The organism is Streptomyces rugosispiralis, assembly GCF_024505145.1.
In the GTDB taxonomy this organism is placed as follows: domain Bacteria; phylum Actinomycetota; class Actinomycetes; order Streptomycetales; family Streptomycetaceae; genus Streptomyces; species Streptomyces rugosispiralis.
In genome coordinates this window covers 77,538-92,884 of the sequence record NZ_JANIAA010000026.1, presented here as the reverse complement: position 1 = coordinate 92,884, position 15,347 = coordinate 77,538, and the positions used below count along the sequence as shown (strand labels likewise).

15 protein-coding genes are annotated in these 15,347 nt (G+C 71.8%); 1 reads left to right on the top strand and 14 read right to left on the bottom strand.

All coding sequences use genetic code 11. The features are described 5' to 3' along the window. Nucleotides 1-11 precede the first annotated feature (11 nt). Nucleotides 12-758: an amino acid ABC transporter ATP-binding protein gene (locus NP777_RS30610; RefSeq protein WP_305890297.1), complete on the bottom strand. Its 747-nt coding sequence runs from the start codon at nt 756-758 to the stop codon at nt 12-14. Nucleotides 759-1,252: 494 nt separating this feature from the next. After that, complete coding sequence (locus NP777_RS30600) at nt 1,253-1,693, bottom strand: DUF6278 family protein (protein WP_256653410.1); 441 nt, start codon at nt 1,691-1,693, stop codon at nt 1,253-1,255. A 178-nt stretch (nt 1,694-1,871) separates the two neighbouring features. On the opposite strand from NP777_RS30600, the gene NP777_RS30595 reads away from it, so the two are divergent. Beyond that, nucleotides 1,872-3,680 (top strand): SGNH/GDSL hydrolase family protein, encoded by a 1,809-nt coding sequence (locus NP777_RS30595; protein WP_256653409.1) that lies wholly within the window; start codon nt 1,872-1,874, stop codon nt 3,678-3,680. A gap of 57 nt (nt 3,681-3,737) precedes the next feature. Here NP777_RS30595 and NP777_RS30590 read toward each other — a convergent pair whose 3' ends face one another. From NP777_RS30590 to NP777_RS30535, 12 genes are all read right to left on the bottom strand, one after another. Then, the gene (locus NP777_RS30590; protein WP_256653408.1) at nt 3,738-4,517 is read right to left on the bottom strand and encodes an exodeoxyribonuclease III; all 780 of its coding nucleotides are present in this window, start codon (nt 4,515-4,517) and stop codon (nt 3,738-3,740) included. A 42-nt stretch (nt 4,518-4,559) separates the two neighbouring features. Beyond that, a complete protein-coding gene (locus tag NP777_RS30585) occupies nt 4,560-5,207 on the bottom strand; it encodes an MBL fold metallo-hydrolase (RefSeq protein ID WP_256653407.1) in 648 nt (215 codons plus the stop codon). Between the two features lie 60 nt (nt 5,208-5,267). Further along, the gene (pcaDC, locus tag NP777_RS30580) at nt 5,268-6,554 is read right to left on the bottom strand and encodes a bifunctional 3-oxoadipate enol-lactonase/4-carboxymuconolactone decarboxylase PcaDC (protein WP_256653406.1); all 1,287 of its coding nucleotides are present in this window, start codon (nt 6,552-6,554) and stop codon (nt 5,268-5,270) included. 65 nt (nt 6,555-6,619) lie between these two features. Further along, a complete protein-coding gene (locus NP777_RS30575; protein WP_256653405.1) occupies nt 6,620-7,261 on the bottom strand; it encodes a hypothetical protein in 642 nt (213 codons plus the stop codon). Further along, nucleotides 7,258-8,412 carry an ROK family glucokinase gene (locus NP777_RS30570; protein WP_256653404.1) on the bottom strand — a complete coding sequence of 385 codons (1,155 nt, stop codon included), beginning with the start codon at nt 8,410-8,412 and terminating at the stop codon, nt 7,258-7,260. The genes NP777_RS30575 and NP777_RS30570 overlap by 4 nt, the downstream gene beginning before the upstream one ends. A 247-nt stretch (nt 8,413-8,659) precedes the next feature. After that, the gene (locus NP777_RS30565) at nt 8,660-9,517 is read right to left on the bottom strand and encodes an ATP-binding cassette domain-containing protein (protein WP_256653403.1); all 858 of its coding nucleotides are present in this window, start codon (nt 9,515-9,517) and stop codon (nt 8,660-8,662) included. Beyond that, on the bottom strand, nt 9,514-10,566 hold the full coding sequence (locus NP777_RS30560; RefSeq protein ID WP_256653402.1) for an ABC transporter permease: 1,053 nt from the start codon (nt 10,564-10,566) through the stop codon (nt 9,514-9,516). Before NP777_RS30560 ends, NP777_RS30565 begins: the two co-directional genes overlap by 4 nt. Further along, complete coding sequence (locus tag NP777_RS30555; protein ID WP_256653401.1) at nt 10,563-11,552, bottom strand: sugar ABC transporter substrate-binding protein; 990 nt, start codon at nt 11,550-11,552, stop codon at nt 10,563-10,565. Before NP777_RS30555 ends, NP777_RS30560 begins: the two co-directional genes overlap by 4 nt. A gap of 247 nt (nt 11,553-11,799) precedes the next feature. Beyond that, nucleotides 11,800-12,567 carry a GntR family transcriptional regulator gene (locus NP777_RS30550; RefSeq protein WP_256653448.1) on the bottom strand — a complete coding sequence of 256 codons (768 nt, stop codon included), beginning with the start codon at nt 12,565-12,567 and terminating at the stop codon, nt 11,800-11,802. Between the two features lie 131 nt (nt 12,568-12,698). Then, a complete protein-coding gene (locus NP777_RS30545; protein ID WP_256653400.1) occupies nt 12,699-13,379 on the bottom strand; it encodes a hypothetical protein in 681 nt (226 codons plus the stop codon). Nucleotides 13,380-13,531: 152 nt separating this feature from the next. Beyond that, the gene (locus NP777_RS30540; RefSeq protein WP_256653399.1) at nt 13,532-14,188 is read right to left on the bottom strand and encodes a TetR/AcrR family transcriptional regulator; all 657 of its coding nucleotides are present in this window, start codon (nt 14,186-14,188) and stop codon (nt 13,532-13,534) included. 129 nt (nt 14,189-14,317) lie between these two features. Then, nucleotides 14,318-15,202 (bottom strand): transporter substrate-binding domain-containing protein, encoded by an 885-nt coding sequence (locus NP777_RS30535; protein WP_256653398.1) that lies wholly within the window; start codon nt 15,200-15,202, stop codon nt 14,318-14,320. Nucleotides 15,203-15,347 lie beyond the last annotated feature (145 nt).

Below are 15,347 nucleotides of genomic sequence, written 5' to 3'. Positions count from 1 at the left end.
CATCACCCGGCTCAGTGCTTGAGGATCTTGGACAGGAAGTCCCGGGCGCGCTCGCTCTCGGGGGCGCGGAAGAACTCCTCCGGCGTACGGTCCTCGACGATCGCGCCGTCTGCCATGAAGACCAACCGGTTCGCGGCGGAGCGGGCGAAGCCCATCTCATGGGTGACCACGACCATCGTCATGCCGTCCCGGGCGAGCTGGCGCATCACCTCCAGCACCTCGTTGATCATCTCGGGGTCGAGGGCGGAGGTCGGCTCGTCGAAGAGCATCACCTGGGGGTCCATCGCCAGCGCGCGGGCGATGGCCACCCGCTGCTGCTGGCCGCCGGAGAGCTGGGCGGGGAACTTCCCGGCCTGGTCGGCCAGTCCGACCCGGCCCAGCAGCTCGTGGGCGCGCCGCTCGGCGTCCTCCTTGGCACGGCGGCGGACCTTGGTCTGACCGAGCATCACATTGGCCAGCACGGTGCGGTGGGCGAAGAGGTTGAACGACTGGAAGACCATGCCGACCTCGGCGCGCAGCCGCGCCAGTTCCCTGCCCTCCTCGGGCAGCGGACGGCCGTCGACGACGATGGAGCCGGACTGGACGGTCTCCAGCCGGTTGATGGTCCGGATCAGGGTGGACTTGCCGCCGCCGGAGGGGCCGATGATCACGACGACTTCGCCGCGGCCGACGGTGAGGTCGATGTCCCGCAGAACGTGCAGCGCGCCGAAGTGCTTGTTGACGCCGTGCAGCTCGATCAACGGCTCGCCGACGGCCATACCCGGCCCCACCCACCTTCCCGCTGTGTCCCTGGTCAGCGCAAGCTATCCGGGCAACTGGGGAGCTTTGGGTACGGACACGCATCGGTGGGCGGATACCGCTCGACAGGGTCTACGGGGGCGGGGGATCTCTCCCCTACCCGCCCCTTCCCGAAACTGAGGCTCCGCCCCAGACCCCGACCGGACGACCCGGCTGTGCGCGGGCGTCCGCCCGCTCATCCGCCGCGCCGACGTACCGACCGCGATCGGCCCGCCGGTGCGGGTGTGCACGGCGGCTCCCCCCGGGGTCCAGGGGCGAAGCCCCCTGGTATCGGGAAGGGGCGGGGAGGGGAAAGCCCCCGGTCCCGCCGCCCTAACGCGTGTCCGGCGCTACGCCCCAGGCCCCGGGGTCCAGGGGCGAAGCCCCGAACGGGGCCTGGGGCGGAGCCCCGGTTTCGGGACGGGGCGGGGTGGGGAACAGCTCGCCGCAGGCGTCACCATCCGCCGGACGCCCCCTACGCCTCCGCGACCTCGGCGTACCGCTGGCAGAGCTCGGGAGCACCATCCGCGGCCCACTGCTGACCGGCCTCCACGACGTCGACCTCCCGGCCGGAGGCCAGCCTGACGACGGGTCGGCCGTTGGGCCACACCTGCCAGACGGCCCCGGGGACGGTGCGGACGATGACCGTGCCCAGGTAGAGACCCGCGTCGTTACCGAGCCAGGGGAGTTCGTCCGGGTCGTCGCGCCAGCGGGGCGCCATCTGGTCCAGCGCCTCCAGGGAGGCCGTGGAGTCATCGAGCCCGATGCCCGCGGCGGAGGCCCGCGCACGCAGGAGTTCGCATTCGGAGAGCAGTTGGGCGATGCCCTGGGGGTCCTCCTCCTGGGCACCCATCAGGGCCGCGCCCGAGGCGGGGCCACGTCGCTTGCGCCAGTTGCCCAAGAAGGAGATGTTCATACCGCTCAGCGTGGCATCCAGGTCACCGGCGCACCACAGGGCGCGCGGTATGAGCTGTGACCCGATGCTCGTCGTGAGCTGTGACCCGATGCTCGTCTTGACGACACCCACCTGCCTCCATACGTTCTCCGGGCACCTGTGCAATCGCCGGTCGGGTTGGTTGCGAGAGGGGACACATATGCGCGTAGCGAGACCGTGGACAACCGCCGGGATCGTCGCGGGAGGTGTCACCCTCTCACTTCTCGCACCCTCCTACGCCGCACCGGCCACCGTGCCGACCCACAAGCCGCTCCCTCTGGAGCGGCTTTTCGACAACCGGGCGGTCAGCGATGACGCCCGCCCGGGTGACGCCGACTTCGACGGCGCGGGCGCCTCGCTCTCCGCGCAGGATCTGCGGGCCGCCGGCTGGACGCCGGGGCGCGATATCGACCTGGACGCGGCGCGGCTGACCTGGCCGAGGAGCGCGGGGGCGCGGCCGGACAATGTGATCGCCGACGGCCAGACGGTGCGACTGCGCGGCCGGGGCGAGGCGCTGACCTTCCTGGTGGCGAGCAGTTCGCCGAACGGGCCCGGCGCCGGGGCGAGCGGTGTCGGAACGGTGCGCTACCGCGACGGGTCGAGCCATCCGTACACGCTGAGCGCGCCGGACTGGCGGGCGGGCCCCGCCACCACCAAGGCCGTGGGCCTCCCCCATCTCAACACCGCCGGCGGGCAGCGGCAGGAGACGGCACGGCTGTACGCGGTGACGGTGCCGTTGGAGCGCGGCCACGAGGTCGCGTCGGTGGTGCTGCCGAGGGACCCGGGCCCGGCGGCCGATCTGCATGTCTTCGCCGCGTCGCTGCGGCGGCCCGCGTACGGCTGGACCGGGAGCTGGGCGGCGAGCACCGCCGGGTACACCAAGGTCGGGCCGTGGACCGATCAGACGCTGCGGCTGGTGGTGCACACCAGCGCGGGCGGGCCGAGGGCCCGGGTCCGGCTGGAGAACACCTTCGCCGCGGCGCCCGTGGGGATCGGGCACGCGACGGTCGCGCTCCAGGCGAGCGGCGCGGCGGCGCAGGGGTCACCGGTGCCGCTGACGTTCGGCGGGCGGCCGGGGACCTCGATCCCCGCGGGCGCTCAGGCGTTCAGCGATCCGGTGGACTTCCCGGTCCCGGCGGACGCCAATCTGCTGGTGAGCATCCATCTGCCGGGTCCGGTCGCGGCGGTGCCGGTGCACAGCCAGGCCACCCAGCGGTCGTATCTGAGCGCGGCGGGCAGCGGTGACCGGACCGCCGAGCCGGGGGCTGAGTCCTACACCGGCACCCTGACCACCTGGCCGTTCCTGACCGGGGTCGATGTGCGGGGCGGGCCGGGTTCGGTGGTGGCGCTCGGCGACTCGATCACCGACGGCACCAAGTCCACCAATGACGCCAATCGCCGCTGGCCCGATGTGCTGGCGCGGCGGCTGCGCGGCCAGTCCGAGGTCCCGGCGTACGGGGTGCTCAACGCGGGCATCTCCGCCAACCGCGTGGTGGCCGACCGCTATCCGGGCGAGGGCGTCTCCACGGACACCGGCGGGGTCAGCACCCTGCACCGGCTGGAGCGGGATGTGCTCGCCCAGACCGGGGCCCGTACGGTCGTCGTCTTCCAGGGCATCAACGATCTGCGGTGGGGCAGCTCGGCCGAGGAGCTGATCGCGGGTCTGCGGTCGGTCGCGGCGCGGGTGCGGGAGCGCGGGCTGCGGGTGGTCGGGGCGACCATCGCCCCGTGCGAGGGCGAGTCGCTGTGCACGGCGGACGCGGACGCGCGGCGCTCAGCCGTCAACGCCTTCATCCGGGACAGCGGCGGGGTGTTCGACGCCGTGCTGGACTTCGACGCGGTGGTGCGGGACCCCGGGCACCCGGCACGGATCCTGCCCGCCTACGACAGCGGGGACCATCTCCACCCGGGCGACGCGGGGTTGCGGGCGATGGCGGAGTCGATCGACCTGCGGAAGCTGACCGGGTGATCGGGCGGGGGGAGCCTCCGGGGCTCCCCCTCCTCACCAGGGCATCCCGCCGCGGGGTCAGACCTCCAGGTCGACGACGACCGGGGCGTGGTCGGAGGCGCCCTTGCCCTTGCGCTCCTCGCGGTCCACATACGCGTCGCCGACCGCCTTGGCGAACGTCTCGTTCCCGTAGACCAGGTCGATGCGCATGCCGCGGTTCTTGGGGAAGCCCAGCTCGCGGTAGTCCCAGTAGGTGAAGGGGCGGTCGTACTTCAGCGGCCGGGGCACCACGTCCGAAAGACCGGACTCGCGCAGCGCCGCCAGGGCCTCGCGCTCCAGGTCGGTCACATGGGTCAGTCCGTCGAAGGCGGAGCGGTCCCAGACGTCCTCGTCGGTCGGCGCCACATTGAAGTCGCCGAGGACGGCGAAGGGGCGCTCACCGGCCGCGTCCCCGGCGACGGCCGTGCGCAGCGCCTCCAGCCAGCGCAGCTTGTAGTCGTAGTGGGGGTGGCCGATCTCCCGGCCGTTGGGCACATAGACCGACCAGAGGCGGACCGGGCCGCAGGTGGCACCTATCGCCCGCGGCTCCTGGCCGCCGTCGTAGTCCGGGCCGCCGGGGAGACCCACGGTGACGTCGGCGAGCCCGGCCTTGGAGAGCAGCGCCACTCCGTTCCACCGGCCGGTGGCGTTGACCGCGGCCTCGTAGCCGAGCTCGCGCAGCGGCTCGTACGGAAAGGCGGACTCGGCGCACTTGGTCTCCTGGACGCACAGGACGTCCGTGCCGCTGCTCTCCAGCCAGGCCAGCAGCCGGGGCAGCCGGGCGGTGATCGAATTGACGTTCCAGGTCGCGATGCGCATAGGGCACAACCTACATCCCGGGTCCGACAGCCGGCCCGGCCCTCAGAGGGTGACGGATTCGCCCGGGGTCAGCCGCAGGTGCTCGGCGCCTTCCGTACCGGGGCCCTCGGGGCCGAGCATCCGGCCGTAGACCGTGTGCGCGACGTCGGACAGCAGGGCGTCGTGGATGTCGATGGCCCGGCGCGGGCCGACCGCGCGGACGTAGTCGAGGATCTCGGCGAACTTGTTCCAGGGGGCGTGCACCGGCAGCATCAGTGTGTCCACCCGCCGCCCGGCGGGCACGGTAAGGGCGTCGCCGGGGTGGAAGAGCGCCCCGTCCAGCAGATAGCCGACATTGGTGATCCGGGGGATGTCGGGGTGGATGACGGCGTGCAACTGGCCGTGCACCTCGATGTCGAATCCCGCCGCGCTGAAGGTGTCGCCCTCCCCGATGGTGTTCACCCGCCCGGGGAACGCCGCGGAGATGTGGTGGGCGACGCTGTGGAGCGTCCAGATCTGGGCGCCGGGGTTATCGTCGAGCGCCGTGCGCAGCCGCTCCTCGTTGAAGTGGTCGAAGTGCTCGTGGGTGACCAGGATCGCGTCCGCGCCGACCGCGGCGTCCTCTTCGCTGAAGGTCCCGGGGTCGATGACGAGCGTCTGCTCGTCCTTCTCGATCCGGACGCAGGCATGGCCCTTCTTGGTGAGCTTCATGGAGATCATTGTGCTACCGCGACCCCCCGTTGACCGCACTGGCCTTCGGTGCCTTTCCGATCAGCCGTCCGGGCTCGTCTCCTCGCGGATGATCCGCTGGGCCACGGCGAAGGCGGAGTTCGCCGTCGGCACCCCGCAGTAGACGCCGGTGTGCAGCAGCACCTCCTTGATCTCGGTGGGGGTGAGCCCGTTGCGCAGCGCGGCCCGGGTGTGGAAGGCGAGTTCGTCGAGGTGGCCGCGGGCGGCGAGGGCGGTGAGGGTGACCACGCTGCGGATCCGCCGGTCGATTCCGGGCCGGGTCCACACCTCGCCCCAGGCGTAGCGGGTGATGAAGTCCTGGAAGTCGTCGGTGAACTCGTCGGCCAGGGACTGCGCCCGGTCCACATGGGCGTCGCCGAGCACCTCGCGGCGCACCTTGATGCCCTGGTCGTACGCGGCGGCGCGGGCGTCGAGCAGCGACTCGGGCACATTGTGGCCGTACTCGACGACCGCGGCGCCGGGCGGCACGGGCGAGAGGACGGGCTTGTGCGGGGGCGCGGGGATCGCGGTCATCCCGGTCGGGTGGTCCGGGGTCTGCCAGGAGCTGGAGAAGTGGCGGACCAGCAGATCGGTGACGGCCATCGGCTGCTCGACGGGGGTGAGATGGGAGGCGCCGGGGACCAGGGCGAGCCGTGCGTCGGCGATCCCGGCGACCAGGACGCGGGCGTCGGCGGCCGGGGTGACCTGGTCGTCGGCGCCGACCACCACGAGGGTGGGGATGCCGATCCGGCTGAGCTCGGCGCGGATGTCGAAGGCGGCGAGGGCCTCGCAGGCGGCGATGTAGCAGCCGGGGTCGGTGGTGCGGACCATCTGGACGGCCCACTCGACGATGGCGGGCTGGGCGGCGGCGAAGCCGGGGGTGAACCAGCGCTCGGGGGTGGCGCGGGCGATCGGGTCGAGGCCGTTGGTGCGGACCACTACGCCGCGCTGCCGGTAGGAGTCGGCGGTGCCGAAGCGCGGGGAGGCGGAGACGAGGGCGAGTGAGCCCACTCTATGGGGATGCCGCAGGGCGAGTTCGGCGCCGATGGCCCCGCCGATCGAGCAGCCCGCGTAGCCGAAGCGCTCGACGCCGAGCTCGTCGAGGGTGGCCAGCAGCCGGGCGGCGAGCTCGGCCACCGAGGGGGCCGGATGGGCGGGGGCGCCGCCGTGGCCGGGGAGGTCGAAGCGGAGGACGCGCCAGTGGCGGGAGAGCTCGGGTATCTGGCGATCCCACATGTGCCAGGTGGTGCCCAGCGACGGTCCGAGGACGAGCACGGGCCCGTCCTCGGGGCCGTCGGTCCGGTACTGAAGTGTCTTCGTCTCGCTCACCCGAAAACGGTATCCGACCCGAGTGGCGGGGCTTTCGGGCGCGATGCGCCCAGAATGTGAAGGACTTACGGCGTGACCGTGGAGACCACGTAAACCTTCGGATGCGTCGGGTTGTCGAACTTGACCGTGATCCTCAGCTTGGGTTGCGGATCCTTCTGCTTGATGACCATCCCGGCCCAGTCGTGACCGGGCGCTCCGACCTGCCAACCGACCTTCTCGGCCTGCTCCTTGGTGATGGTCACCTCGTCCTCGGCCAGGGCGGAGCGGCCGGTGCCGAGCTTGTGCAGGAAGGAGTCGAGGCCATCGCGGTCCGTGACGAACTGCACGTACAGCGAGCTGACCTTCCAGGAGTTGGTCTCGTAGTAGGCGACCTTCTTGGAGTAGGGCGGCACCGGCACGTCGTATATGCGCCGCTGCACCCGGCTCGGGTAGCCCGCGCTGAGGCCCTTGGCCGACGCCGCCTCCGCCTTGTCCTCACCGCCGTTGCGGCTCTGGATGGCGGAGATCACCAGATAGCCCGCCGGGATCGCGATCAGCAGGAAGACAACAACGATCTTGAGCCAGCGGCGGGGCGTACGGCCGCCACCGGACGTGGGCCCGCCGGACGTGGGCCCGCCCGGTGTGGGTCCACCCGGTGTGGCCCCGCCGGGGCGCATTCCGTCGGCCGGGGGCGTCACGGCGCCGGGCCGCTGGTCGGCGGCGGTCATTCGCCGCCTGCCTGACCGCGCGGCGCCAGCCGCAGCGGGGAGGAGGACCCGGCGCGCTCGTACCGCTCGACGCGGCGGCGGTTGGCGCGGCGGAAGCGGCGGGCGACCAGCCGGGCGAGGTCGGCGGCGCCGACCATCCCGGCCTCGGGGCCCAGCTGCGCCTTGACGATCCGGGCCTCCGGCCGGTAGCCGCGGCCGGTGAGGGTGCGCCGGAAGGCGTCCCGGGCGGGGCAGATCAGCAGGTCGTCGGCGGCGCTGACGCCGCCGCCGATCACGAAGCAGGAGGGGTCGAGGGCGGCGGCGAGATTGGCGATGCCCACGCCGAGCCACTGGCCGATGTCCTGGAGCAGTTCGACGCACATGGCGTCGCCCTGGCGGGCCAGCTCGGTGATCAGCGGCCCGGTGATCTCCTGGATGTTGCCGCCGACCCGGTCGTTGATCCCGTACGCCACCGGCGATTCGGCGGCGGCCAGTTCACGGGCCTCGCGGACCAGGGCGTTGCCGGAGCTGTACTGCTCCCAGCAGCCGCGGTTGCCGCACGGGCAGCGGTGGCCGGCCGGGACGACCTGCATATGGCCGAACTCCCCGGCGACCCCGTACTTGCCGCGCTTGACCTGGCCGTCCTCCAGGATCGCGCCGCCGATCCCGGTGCCGAGGGTGATCATGACGAGGTGGTCCTCGTCGCGCCCGGCGCCGAACCGCCACTCCGCCCACGCGGCGGCGTTGGCGTCGTTGTCGACCATGACCGGGACGGCGAGCCGCTCCGCGAGCCGGTCGCGCAGCGGTTCATTGCGCCAGGACAGGTGCGGGGCGAACAGCACGCGGTTGCGGTCGGCGTCCACCCAGCCCGCGGCGCCGATGCCCACGGCGTGCACATCGTGCCGGTCGGAGAGGTCCAGCACCAGCTCGGTGATGGTGTCCTCGACGACCTTGGGGCTCTTGGACTTGTCCGGCGTCTCGGTGCGCAGCTTCTCGAGGATGTTGCCGTCGGCGTCGACGACCCCGGCCATCACCTTGGTGCCGCCGATGTCGATGCCGACCGTGGGCACCCGGGGCGCGCTGAGGTGCGAGCGGCGCTCACGGGTGCCGACGGTGCGCAGCACGGTGGCCCGGGCCGAGCCCCGGTGCACTCGTTCGCGGTAGATGCTCATCGGCCGGCCCCCTCACCGGTGTGGGGGGTGCGGTCGCTGCGGGTACGTGCTCGCAAGAGTTCGTCGTCCCTGCGGGGGTCTCGGGAGGCCGCGGGGCCTCGGGTGCGTCGGTCGTGGCGGGTGTGGCCCGCCGTGCGATTGTGCCTCACCCGCGCCTCATGCCGCATGGCGAGCCTACGGCGCGCGGCCCCCGGTAAGCATCGGAACACGGCCGACGGCCCGGCCGCTCAGCCCTCGGCGAACCGTCTCAACCCTTGGCGACCCCTCCGGACAGATCGGGGGCGGGGGTGCGGGCCAGCTCATGGCTGAGCTGCTCCAGCTCGCTGCCGCCCGCCATCTGCCGGGTGAGCTCCTCCAGGGCGATCCCGTCCTTGGTGTGGCTGCCCGCCATGGCGCCGCGCTTGAGCAGCACGAAACGGTCGCCGACGAGATAGGCGTGGTGCGGATTGTGGGTGATGAGGACCACGCCCAGGCCCGCGTCCCGGGCGGCCGCGACGTACTTGAGCACGACCCCGGACTGCTTGACGCCCAGCGCCGCCGTGGGCTCGTCCAGGATGAGCACCTTCGCGCCGAAGTGGACGGCGCGGGCGATGGCCACGCACTGGCGCTGGCCGCCGGAGAGGGTGCCGATGGGCTGGTCGACATCGCGCAGATCGATGCCCATGCGCAGCAGTTCGCGGTGGGTCGTGGTGCGCATCGCCTGCACATCGAGGCGGCGGAGCGGTCCGCGGCCCTTGTGGATCTCCGAGCCCAGGAAGAAGTTCCGCCACACCGGCATCAGCGGGACCACCGCGAGGTCCTGGTAGACCGTGGCGATCCCGCGGTCGAGGGCCTCGCGCGGGGAGCCGAGCCGGGTCTCCTCCCCCTCGATGGCGAGGGTGCCGCCGTCGTGCTGGTGCAGTCCCGCGACGATCTTGATGAGGGTGGACTTGCCCGCGCCGTTGTCCCCGAGGACGCAGGTGATCTCCCCGGCGTGCACCTCGAGGGAGACGCCCTCCAGTGCCTTGACGTTGCCGTAGTACTTGCTGATGTCGCTCAGCGCGACCAGGGCCGCCCGGGATGCCGGAGATGTCTGCGATGCCCCGGATGTCTTGGACGCACTCATTTGCTCTCCTCCGCCCGCTTGCGGACCCACCAGTTGAGCAGCGTGGCGAGCAGCAGCATCGCCCCGAGGAAGAACTTGAACCAGTCGGCGCCCCACTGCGCGTAGACGATGCCCTTGTTGGTCATGCCGAAGATGAACGCGCCGACGGCCGCGCCGACCGCCGAACCGTAGCCGCCGGTCAGCAGACAGCCGCCGATGACGGCCGCGATGATGTAGAGCAGCTCGTTTCCGACGCCCTCGCCGGACTGGACCACGTCGTAGTTGAACAGCAGATGCTGACCGGAGATCCAGGCGGCCAGCGCGACGCCCAGATAGAGGCCGATCTTGGTGCGCTCCACGGGCACGCCGACCGCGCGGGCCGCCTCCTTGGCGCCGCCCACCGCGAAGATCCAGTTCCCGGCGCGGGTGCGCAGCAGGATCCAGGTGGCGAGCGCGATCAGGGCGAACCACCACAGGACGGTGATCTGCACCTCGACGTCCCCGATGGTCAGCTGCGAGGCGAAGACCTTGTGGGCGGAGGGGAAGCCCTCCATGTCGGAGATGCTCTTGGTGGAGACGGTGTCGCTGATCAGCTTGGTGAAGCCGAGATTGCAGCCCTGGAGGATCAGGAAGGTGCCGAGCGTGATGATGAAGCTCGGCAGATTGGTGCGGACCAGCAGATAGCCGTTGAAGAAGCCGATCGCCAGGGTGGCCAGCAGGGACACCCCGGCGCCGACCCAGACGTTCGCCGTCATCTGGTACGAGAACATCGAGGAGATCAGCGCCGAGCTGGTCACCAGGACCCCGGTCGAGAGGTCGAACTCCCCGCCGATCATCAGCAGCGCCACCGGCACCGCCATGATCCCGATGGTCGAGGAGGCGTACAGCACGGTGCTGAAGCTGGACCACTGCAGGAAGGCGTCGGCGACGACCGAGAAGAAGACGAAGACGGCGACGGCGCCGACGACCGCGCCCAGCTCCGGACGGCCGGCCAGCCGGCGCGGCAGCGAGCCGCGCGCCGGCCGCGGGCTCGAGAGCGTCTCCTCGGCGGGCGGTGCCTCCGCGCTCATCGGGTCCCCCGCTTCGTGTACGAGGCGAGCTCGGCGGCGTCGTCCTTGGTGATGATCTGCGGACCGGTGAGCACCGGCTTGCCGCCACCGAGCACATCGGCGTTGTAGCGGTTGAGCCACAGCAGGTCCACGGCCTCATAGCCCTGGAGGTACGGCTGCTGGTCCACGGCGAAGCCCAGCTTGCCGCTCTGCAGCGAGGCGGCCACCTTGGCGTTGAGGTCGAAGGTGTCGATCTCGGCCTTGCTGCCCGCCTGGTCGGCGGCCTTGGCGGCGGTGTCCGCGAAGGGCGCGCCGAGGGTGAGCACGGTGTCGATGCCCTTGTCCGACTGGAGCTTGGCCTCGATCGAGGACTGCACATCGGGCATGTTGGTGCCCTCGACGTAGATCTTCTCCATCTTGCCGTCGAAGGTCTTGGCCGCGCCGTCGCAGCGCTGCTCGAGGCCGACGTTGCCCTGCTCGTGGATCACGCACAGCGCCTTCTTCTGGCCCCGCTTGTCGAGCTCGTCGCCGACGGCCTCGCCCGCGATGGTCTCGTCCTGGCCGACGTGGGTGAGCGCGCCGAACGCCTTGGACACCTCGGCACCGGAGTTGACGGTGATCACCGGTATCCCGGCCTTGTGGGCCTTCCGCACCACGGACTTCATGGCGTCGGGCTTGGCGAGGGTGACGATCAGGCCGTCGACCTTCTGGTCGATGTAGGACTGGACCAGTTGGGCCTGCTCCTTGCCCTCCTCGTTGTGGGCGTAGAGGAACTTGATGTTGTCCTTGACCGCGGCCTGCTTGGCGCCGCTCTGCACGATGTCCCAGAAGGTGTCCCCGTCTCCGGAGTGGGTGACCATCGCGAAGGTCCACTTCGGGGTGTTGACCGCCGCCCGTCCCCCGGCGGCCGCCTCCCGGGCGGCCCGCTCCTCGGCCCGCTTGCCGCCCGTATCGCTGCAGCCCGCCAACGCCGTACCCAGCACCGCCGCGAGCACGGCGGCGGTCATAGCGCGTGCCCCTCTCCGCACCGTCGCCACGAAGACCCGCCCTTCTCACTGTGTGTTCGTCCCGCTGTCACCTTCGCGGCCGGGCACCGCATGATCGGTCCCGGCCGCCGCCCAAGTATCCGTCACCGGTCGTCGCCGGGGCCGCCGGGGTGGGCGGGGCCCGGCGCCCGTGCGGCTTGAGGACTTGTAGCCGGGGACGCGGGACACGTCAAGGACGAAGGGCGCGACACATGGCCCGGGGCAGGGCTCAGGGGCGTACGAGAAGCTGGAACTCGAAGGCGTAGCGCGAGGCCCGGTAGGTGTGGGAGCCGAACTCCACGGCGCGGCCGGTGTCGTCGAAGGTCGTGCGCTCCATGGTCAGCAGCGGCGCGCCCTCGGGCTCGCCGAGCTGCTCCCCCTCGTCGGCGGTGGCCGCGCGGGCGCCGACCGCCTGGCGGGCGCTGTGCAGGGTGATCCCGGCCGCGCGCATCAGCCGGTAGAGCCCGGTGTCCTCCAGCTCGGCGCTGTCCAGCTTGAGCAGGCCCACCGGGAGGTGGTTGCGCAGATGGGCCATGGGCTCGCCGTGCGCCAGCCGCAGCCGCTCGATCAGCACCACCTCTTCGCCCTCCGCGACGCCGAGCGCGGCGGCGACCTGGGCGGTCGCGGGCTCGGTGGTGTTCCGGAGCACCTGGGTGGCGGGGCGCTGACCGGCCGCCTCCAGGTCGTCGTAGAGGCTGCTCAGCTCCAGCGGGCGCTTGACCTGGCTGTGCACGACCTGGGTGCCCACGCCCCGGCGGCGCACCAGCAGCCCCTTGTCGACCAGCGACGAGATGGCCTGCCGGACGGTGGGGCGGGACAGCCCGAGCCGCCCGGCCAGCTCGATCTCATTGCCCAGCAGGCTCCCGGGTGCCAGCCGCCCCTGCTCGATCGCCGCCTCGAGCTGCTGGGACAGCTGGAAGTACAGCGGGACCGGACTGCTGCGATCGACGCTGAGCTGGAGCGTCTCCGCCCCGCCCGAAGCGTCTTCTTCCTCCATAGCCACGGGCCGAGGGTATCCGGATGAGCACATGACGGGAAGTCGTGAAGTTCGATTGTCAGGACAAACTACGCACAGGTGATCAGTCGGAGTCGACAACGCTGTCACCCGTCATGGCTTCCCCCGCGGCCTCACACGCCCGCCCGCTCGCGCAGTCGGGCCGCGGACCGGCCCAGCCGTACGGCGCCGACCACCGGCAGGGTGAGCGCCATCAGCAGGGAGGCTACGAACGCGGGGGCGCTGATCCCGTCGAACGCCAGGGACAGCGCCACCGCCAGCACCGGCACCGTCACCAGGGGCGACAGGACGAACAGCGTGGCCTGCCGCTTCTCGCGCCGGGCCCATGGCGCGGACCGCCACAGCCGGACGAGCGCGCCGAGGGCGGCGACCAGCCCCAGGGGTATGCCCACGCCCGGGACCAGGCACAGCGGCACGGGCAGTATGGCGAGGCCGAGCGTCACCCAGGTGGCACCGGCGTCCTCCGGCTCGGGCGGGATGCTGCCGGACTCCTCGGCGAGCGCGTCCGCCGCGATCTCCTCCGGGGTGCCGATCCAGTCGAGCACCTGCCGCACCCGCTCGTCGCCGATCGCGGAATCGCCGTCCCCGGCGGAATCCTCGCCGAGGTCTTCGGCGAGGTCCTCGGCGAGGTCTTCGGCGGGATCCTCGCCGAGGTCTTCGGCGAGCGCCGCCGCGATCTCCTCGCGCAGGTCCTCCAGCAGTTCCTCCCGCCACGCGGCGGGAAGCGCCGCGGTCCGCCGCTCGACCGTGGACAGAAAGGTCCGCACGAGGGGGTGGCTGAGAGGGCTGCTCATGTCGTCTCTCCGGATGCGAGGAAACGGTCACCGGTCCAGGGCATTACAACCGGCATCCGTCAGCGTGTAGCACCCGCACGAGGACCGCGCCCGGATTCGCGCAAATGCGCATCCCGCTGTGTTCGTCAGGCTAGTAAGCCGCCGTCGACAGGTTAGTAGGCCGCCGCTCCCCCCGGGCCACGGGTCATGACCCGGTCCAGCTCGGCCCCGGTGAGCCCGTCGGGCAGCGGGGCGGTGTCGGGGCGGGCGCGCAGACCGTCCAGGACCAGCGCGGCGATACGGCGGGCGGCGCGGTCCCAGGCGTCGGACGGGAGTTGGGCGTGGGCGAGCATCGCGCCGGTGACCACGAGGTCGGCGGCGGTGGCGTCGGGGCGGATCGAGCCGTCGCCGACACCCCGCTTCAGAACCGCGGCCAGCGACCGGGAGATCCGCGAACCGAGCGGGTCGGCCCCGTCCGCCGAGAGCGGGCCGGGCGCGCCGAGTAACGGCAGGGCCAGATGGTGCCGTTCGGCGAGCAGCCCGCGCAGGAAACCGGCCAGCGCGTCCAGCGGCGGTACCGCGCTGCCCTCGGCCTCCTGGGCGAGGGCGGCCACGAGTTCGTAGGAGCGGTGGACGACGGCCGCGTACAACTCCTCGCGGTCGGCGAAGTTCCGGTACAGCGTGGCGATGCCGACCCCGGCCTCGCGCGCCACCACGTCCAGCGGCACGGCGGGCCCGTCGCGGAGCAGGACCCGCTCGGCCGCGTCGAGGAGGGCGGCGCGGTTGGCGACGGCGTCCGAGCGGCGGCGCACGGGCTGGGCGGGACTCATGGGGCCATCTTCCCGCTCCGGGCCCGGCGGAAGGGCGACGGACGCGAGAGTCGTACGGGGATGCCCAGATTTTCAGCCGCTCTGTCGCTCTCGCGTCCGGCGTCACGTCACCGCCGCGTCACCGCCGCATCATCGCTTCATCCACTCATCCTCGTACTTCTTGTACGTACCGTCGTGGGTGGCCAGATGGACCCACTGATCGACGTACTCCTTGAACTGGGCGTCGCCGCGCGGCAGTACGTACGCCTTCTCGGAGAAGGAGAACGGCTCGTCGGGGTGGACCGCGCACAGCTCCGGGTGGATCGCGGACTGGTAGCGGGTCTCGCTGGCGTCCGTCATCATCACATCGGCGCGGCCCGCGATGATCTCGTCGAAGATCGTCGTGTTGTCCGGATGGACGGTGAGGGTGGCCTGTTTGATATGGGCGCGGGCGAACTGCTCATTGGTGCCGCCCGGGTTGACCACGACTCGCACGCCGGGCTGGTCGATCTCCGCCAGCGTCCGGTACTTGTCCTTGTCCTCGCAGCGCACGATGGGCGTCTTGCCGTCGGTCAGGTACGGCTCGCTGAAGGACGCCTTACGGGCGCGGGCCAGGGTCACCGACACCCCGCCCATGCCCACGTCGCAGCGTCCGGCGGCGAGGTCGTCCACCAGGGTGGCCCAGGTGGTGAGGACGTACGTCGGTTTGGCGTCCAGGCTCTTGGCCAGATCCCCGGCCATCTCGATGTCGATACCGGTGTAGGCGCCGGACTTGGGGTCGCGATGGCTGAACGGCCGGTAGTCGCCCGTGGTGCACACCCGCAGCACCCCGCGCTCGGGCACCCGGTCCAGCAGGGTGCCGCGCTGCTGCCGGGCGCGCTCGTGGGCGCTCGCCCGCGCCGACTCGGCCTTCGGCTCGAGCTTCGGCTCGGCCTTCGGCTCGACCTTTGAGGTCGTGCCGACGGCCAGCGCCGAACCGGCGGCGGTGGCGGCGAGCACGGCGGCGAGGGCGGACAGCGTGACGGTACGTCTCACGGCACCTCCTGGGCGCGGGCGGGCGGCCGCTACGAGCCGCATGATCACAGCGCGCTCAGGGTGGCAGAAGTCCCGGCCCGCGGGAAGCCGTTGACCGGTGGATGGGACCGGACGGGACGGGACTGGACCGGACCGGACCGGACCG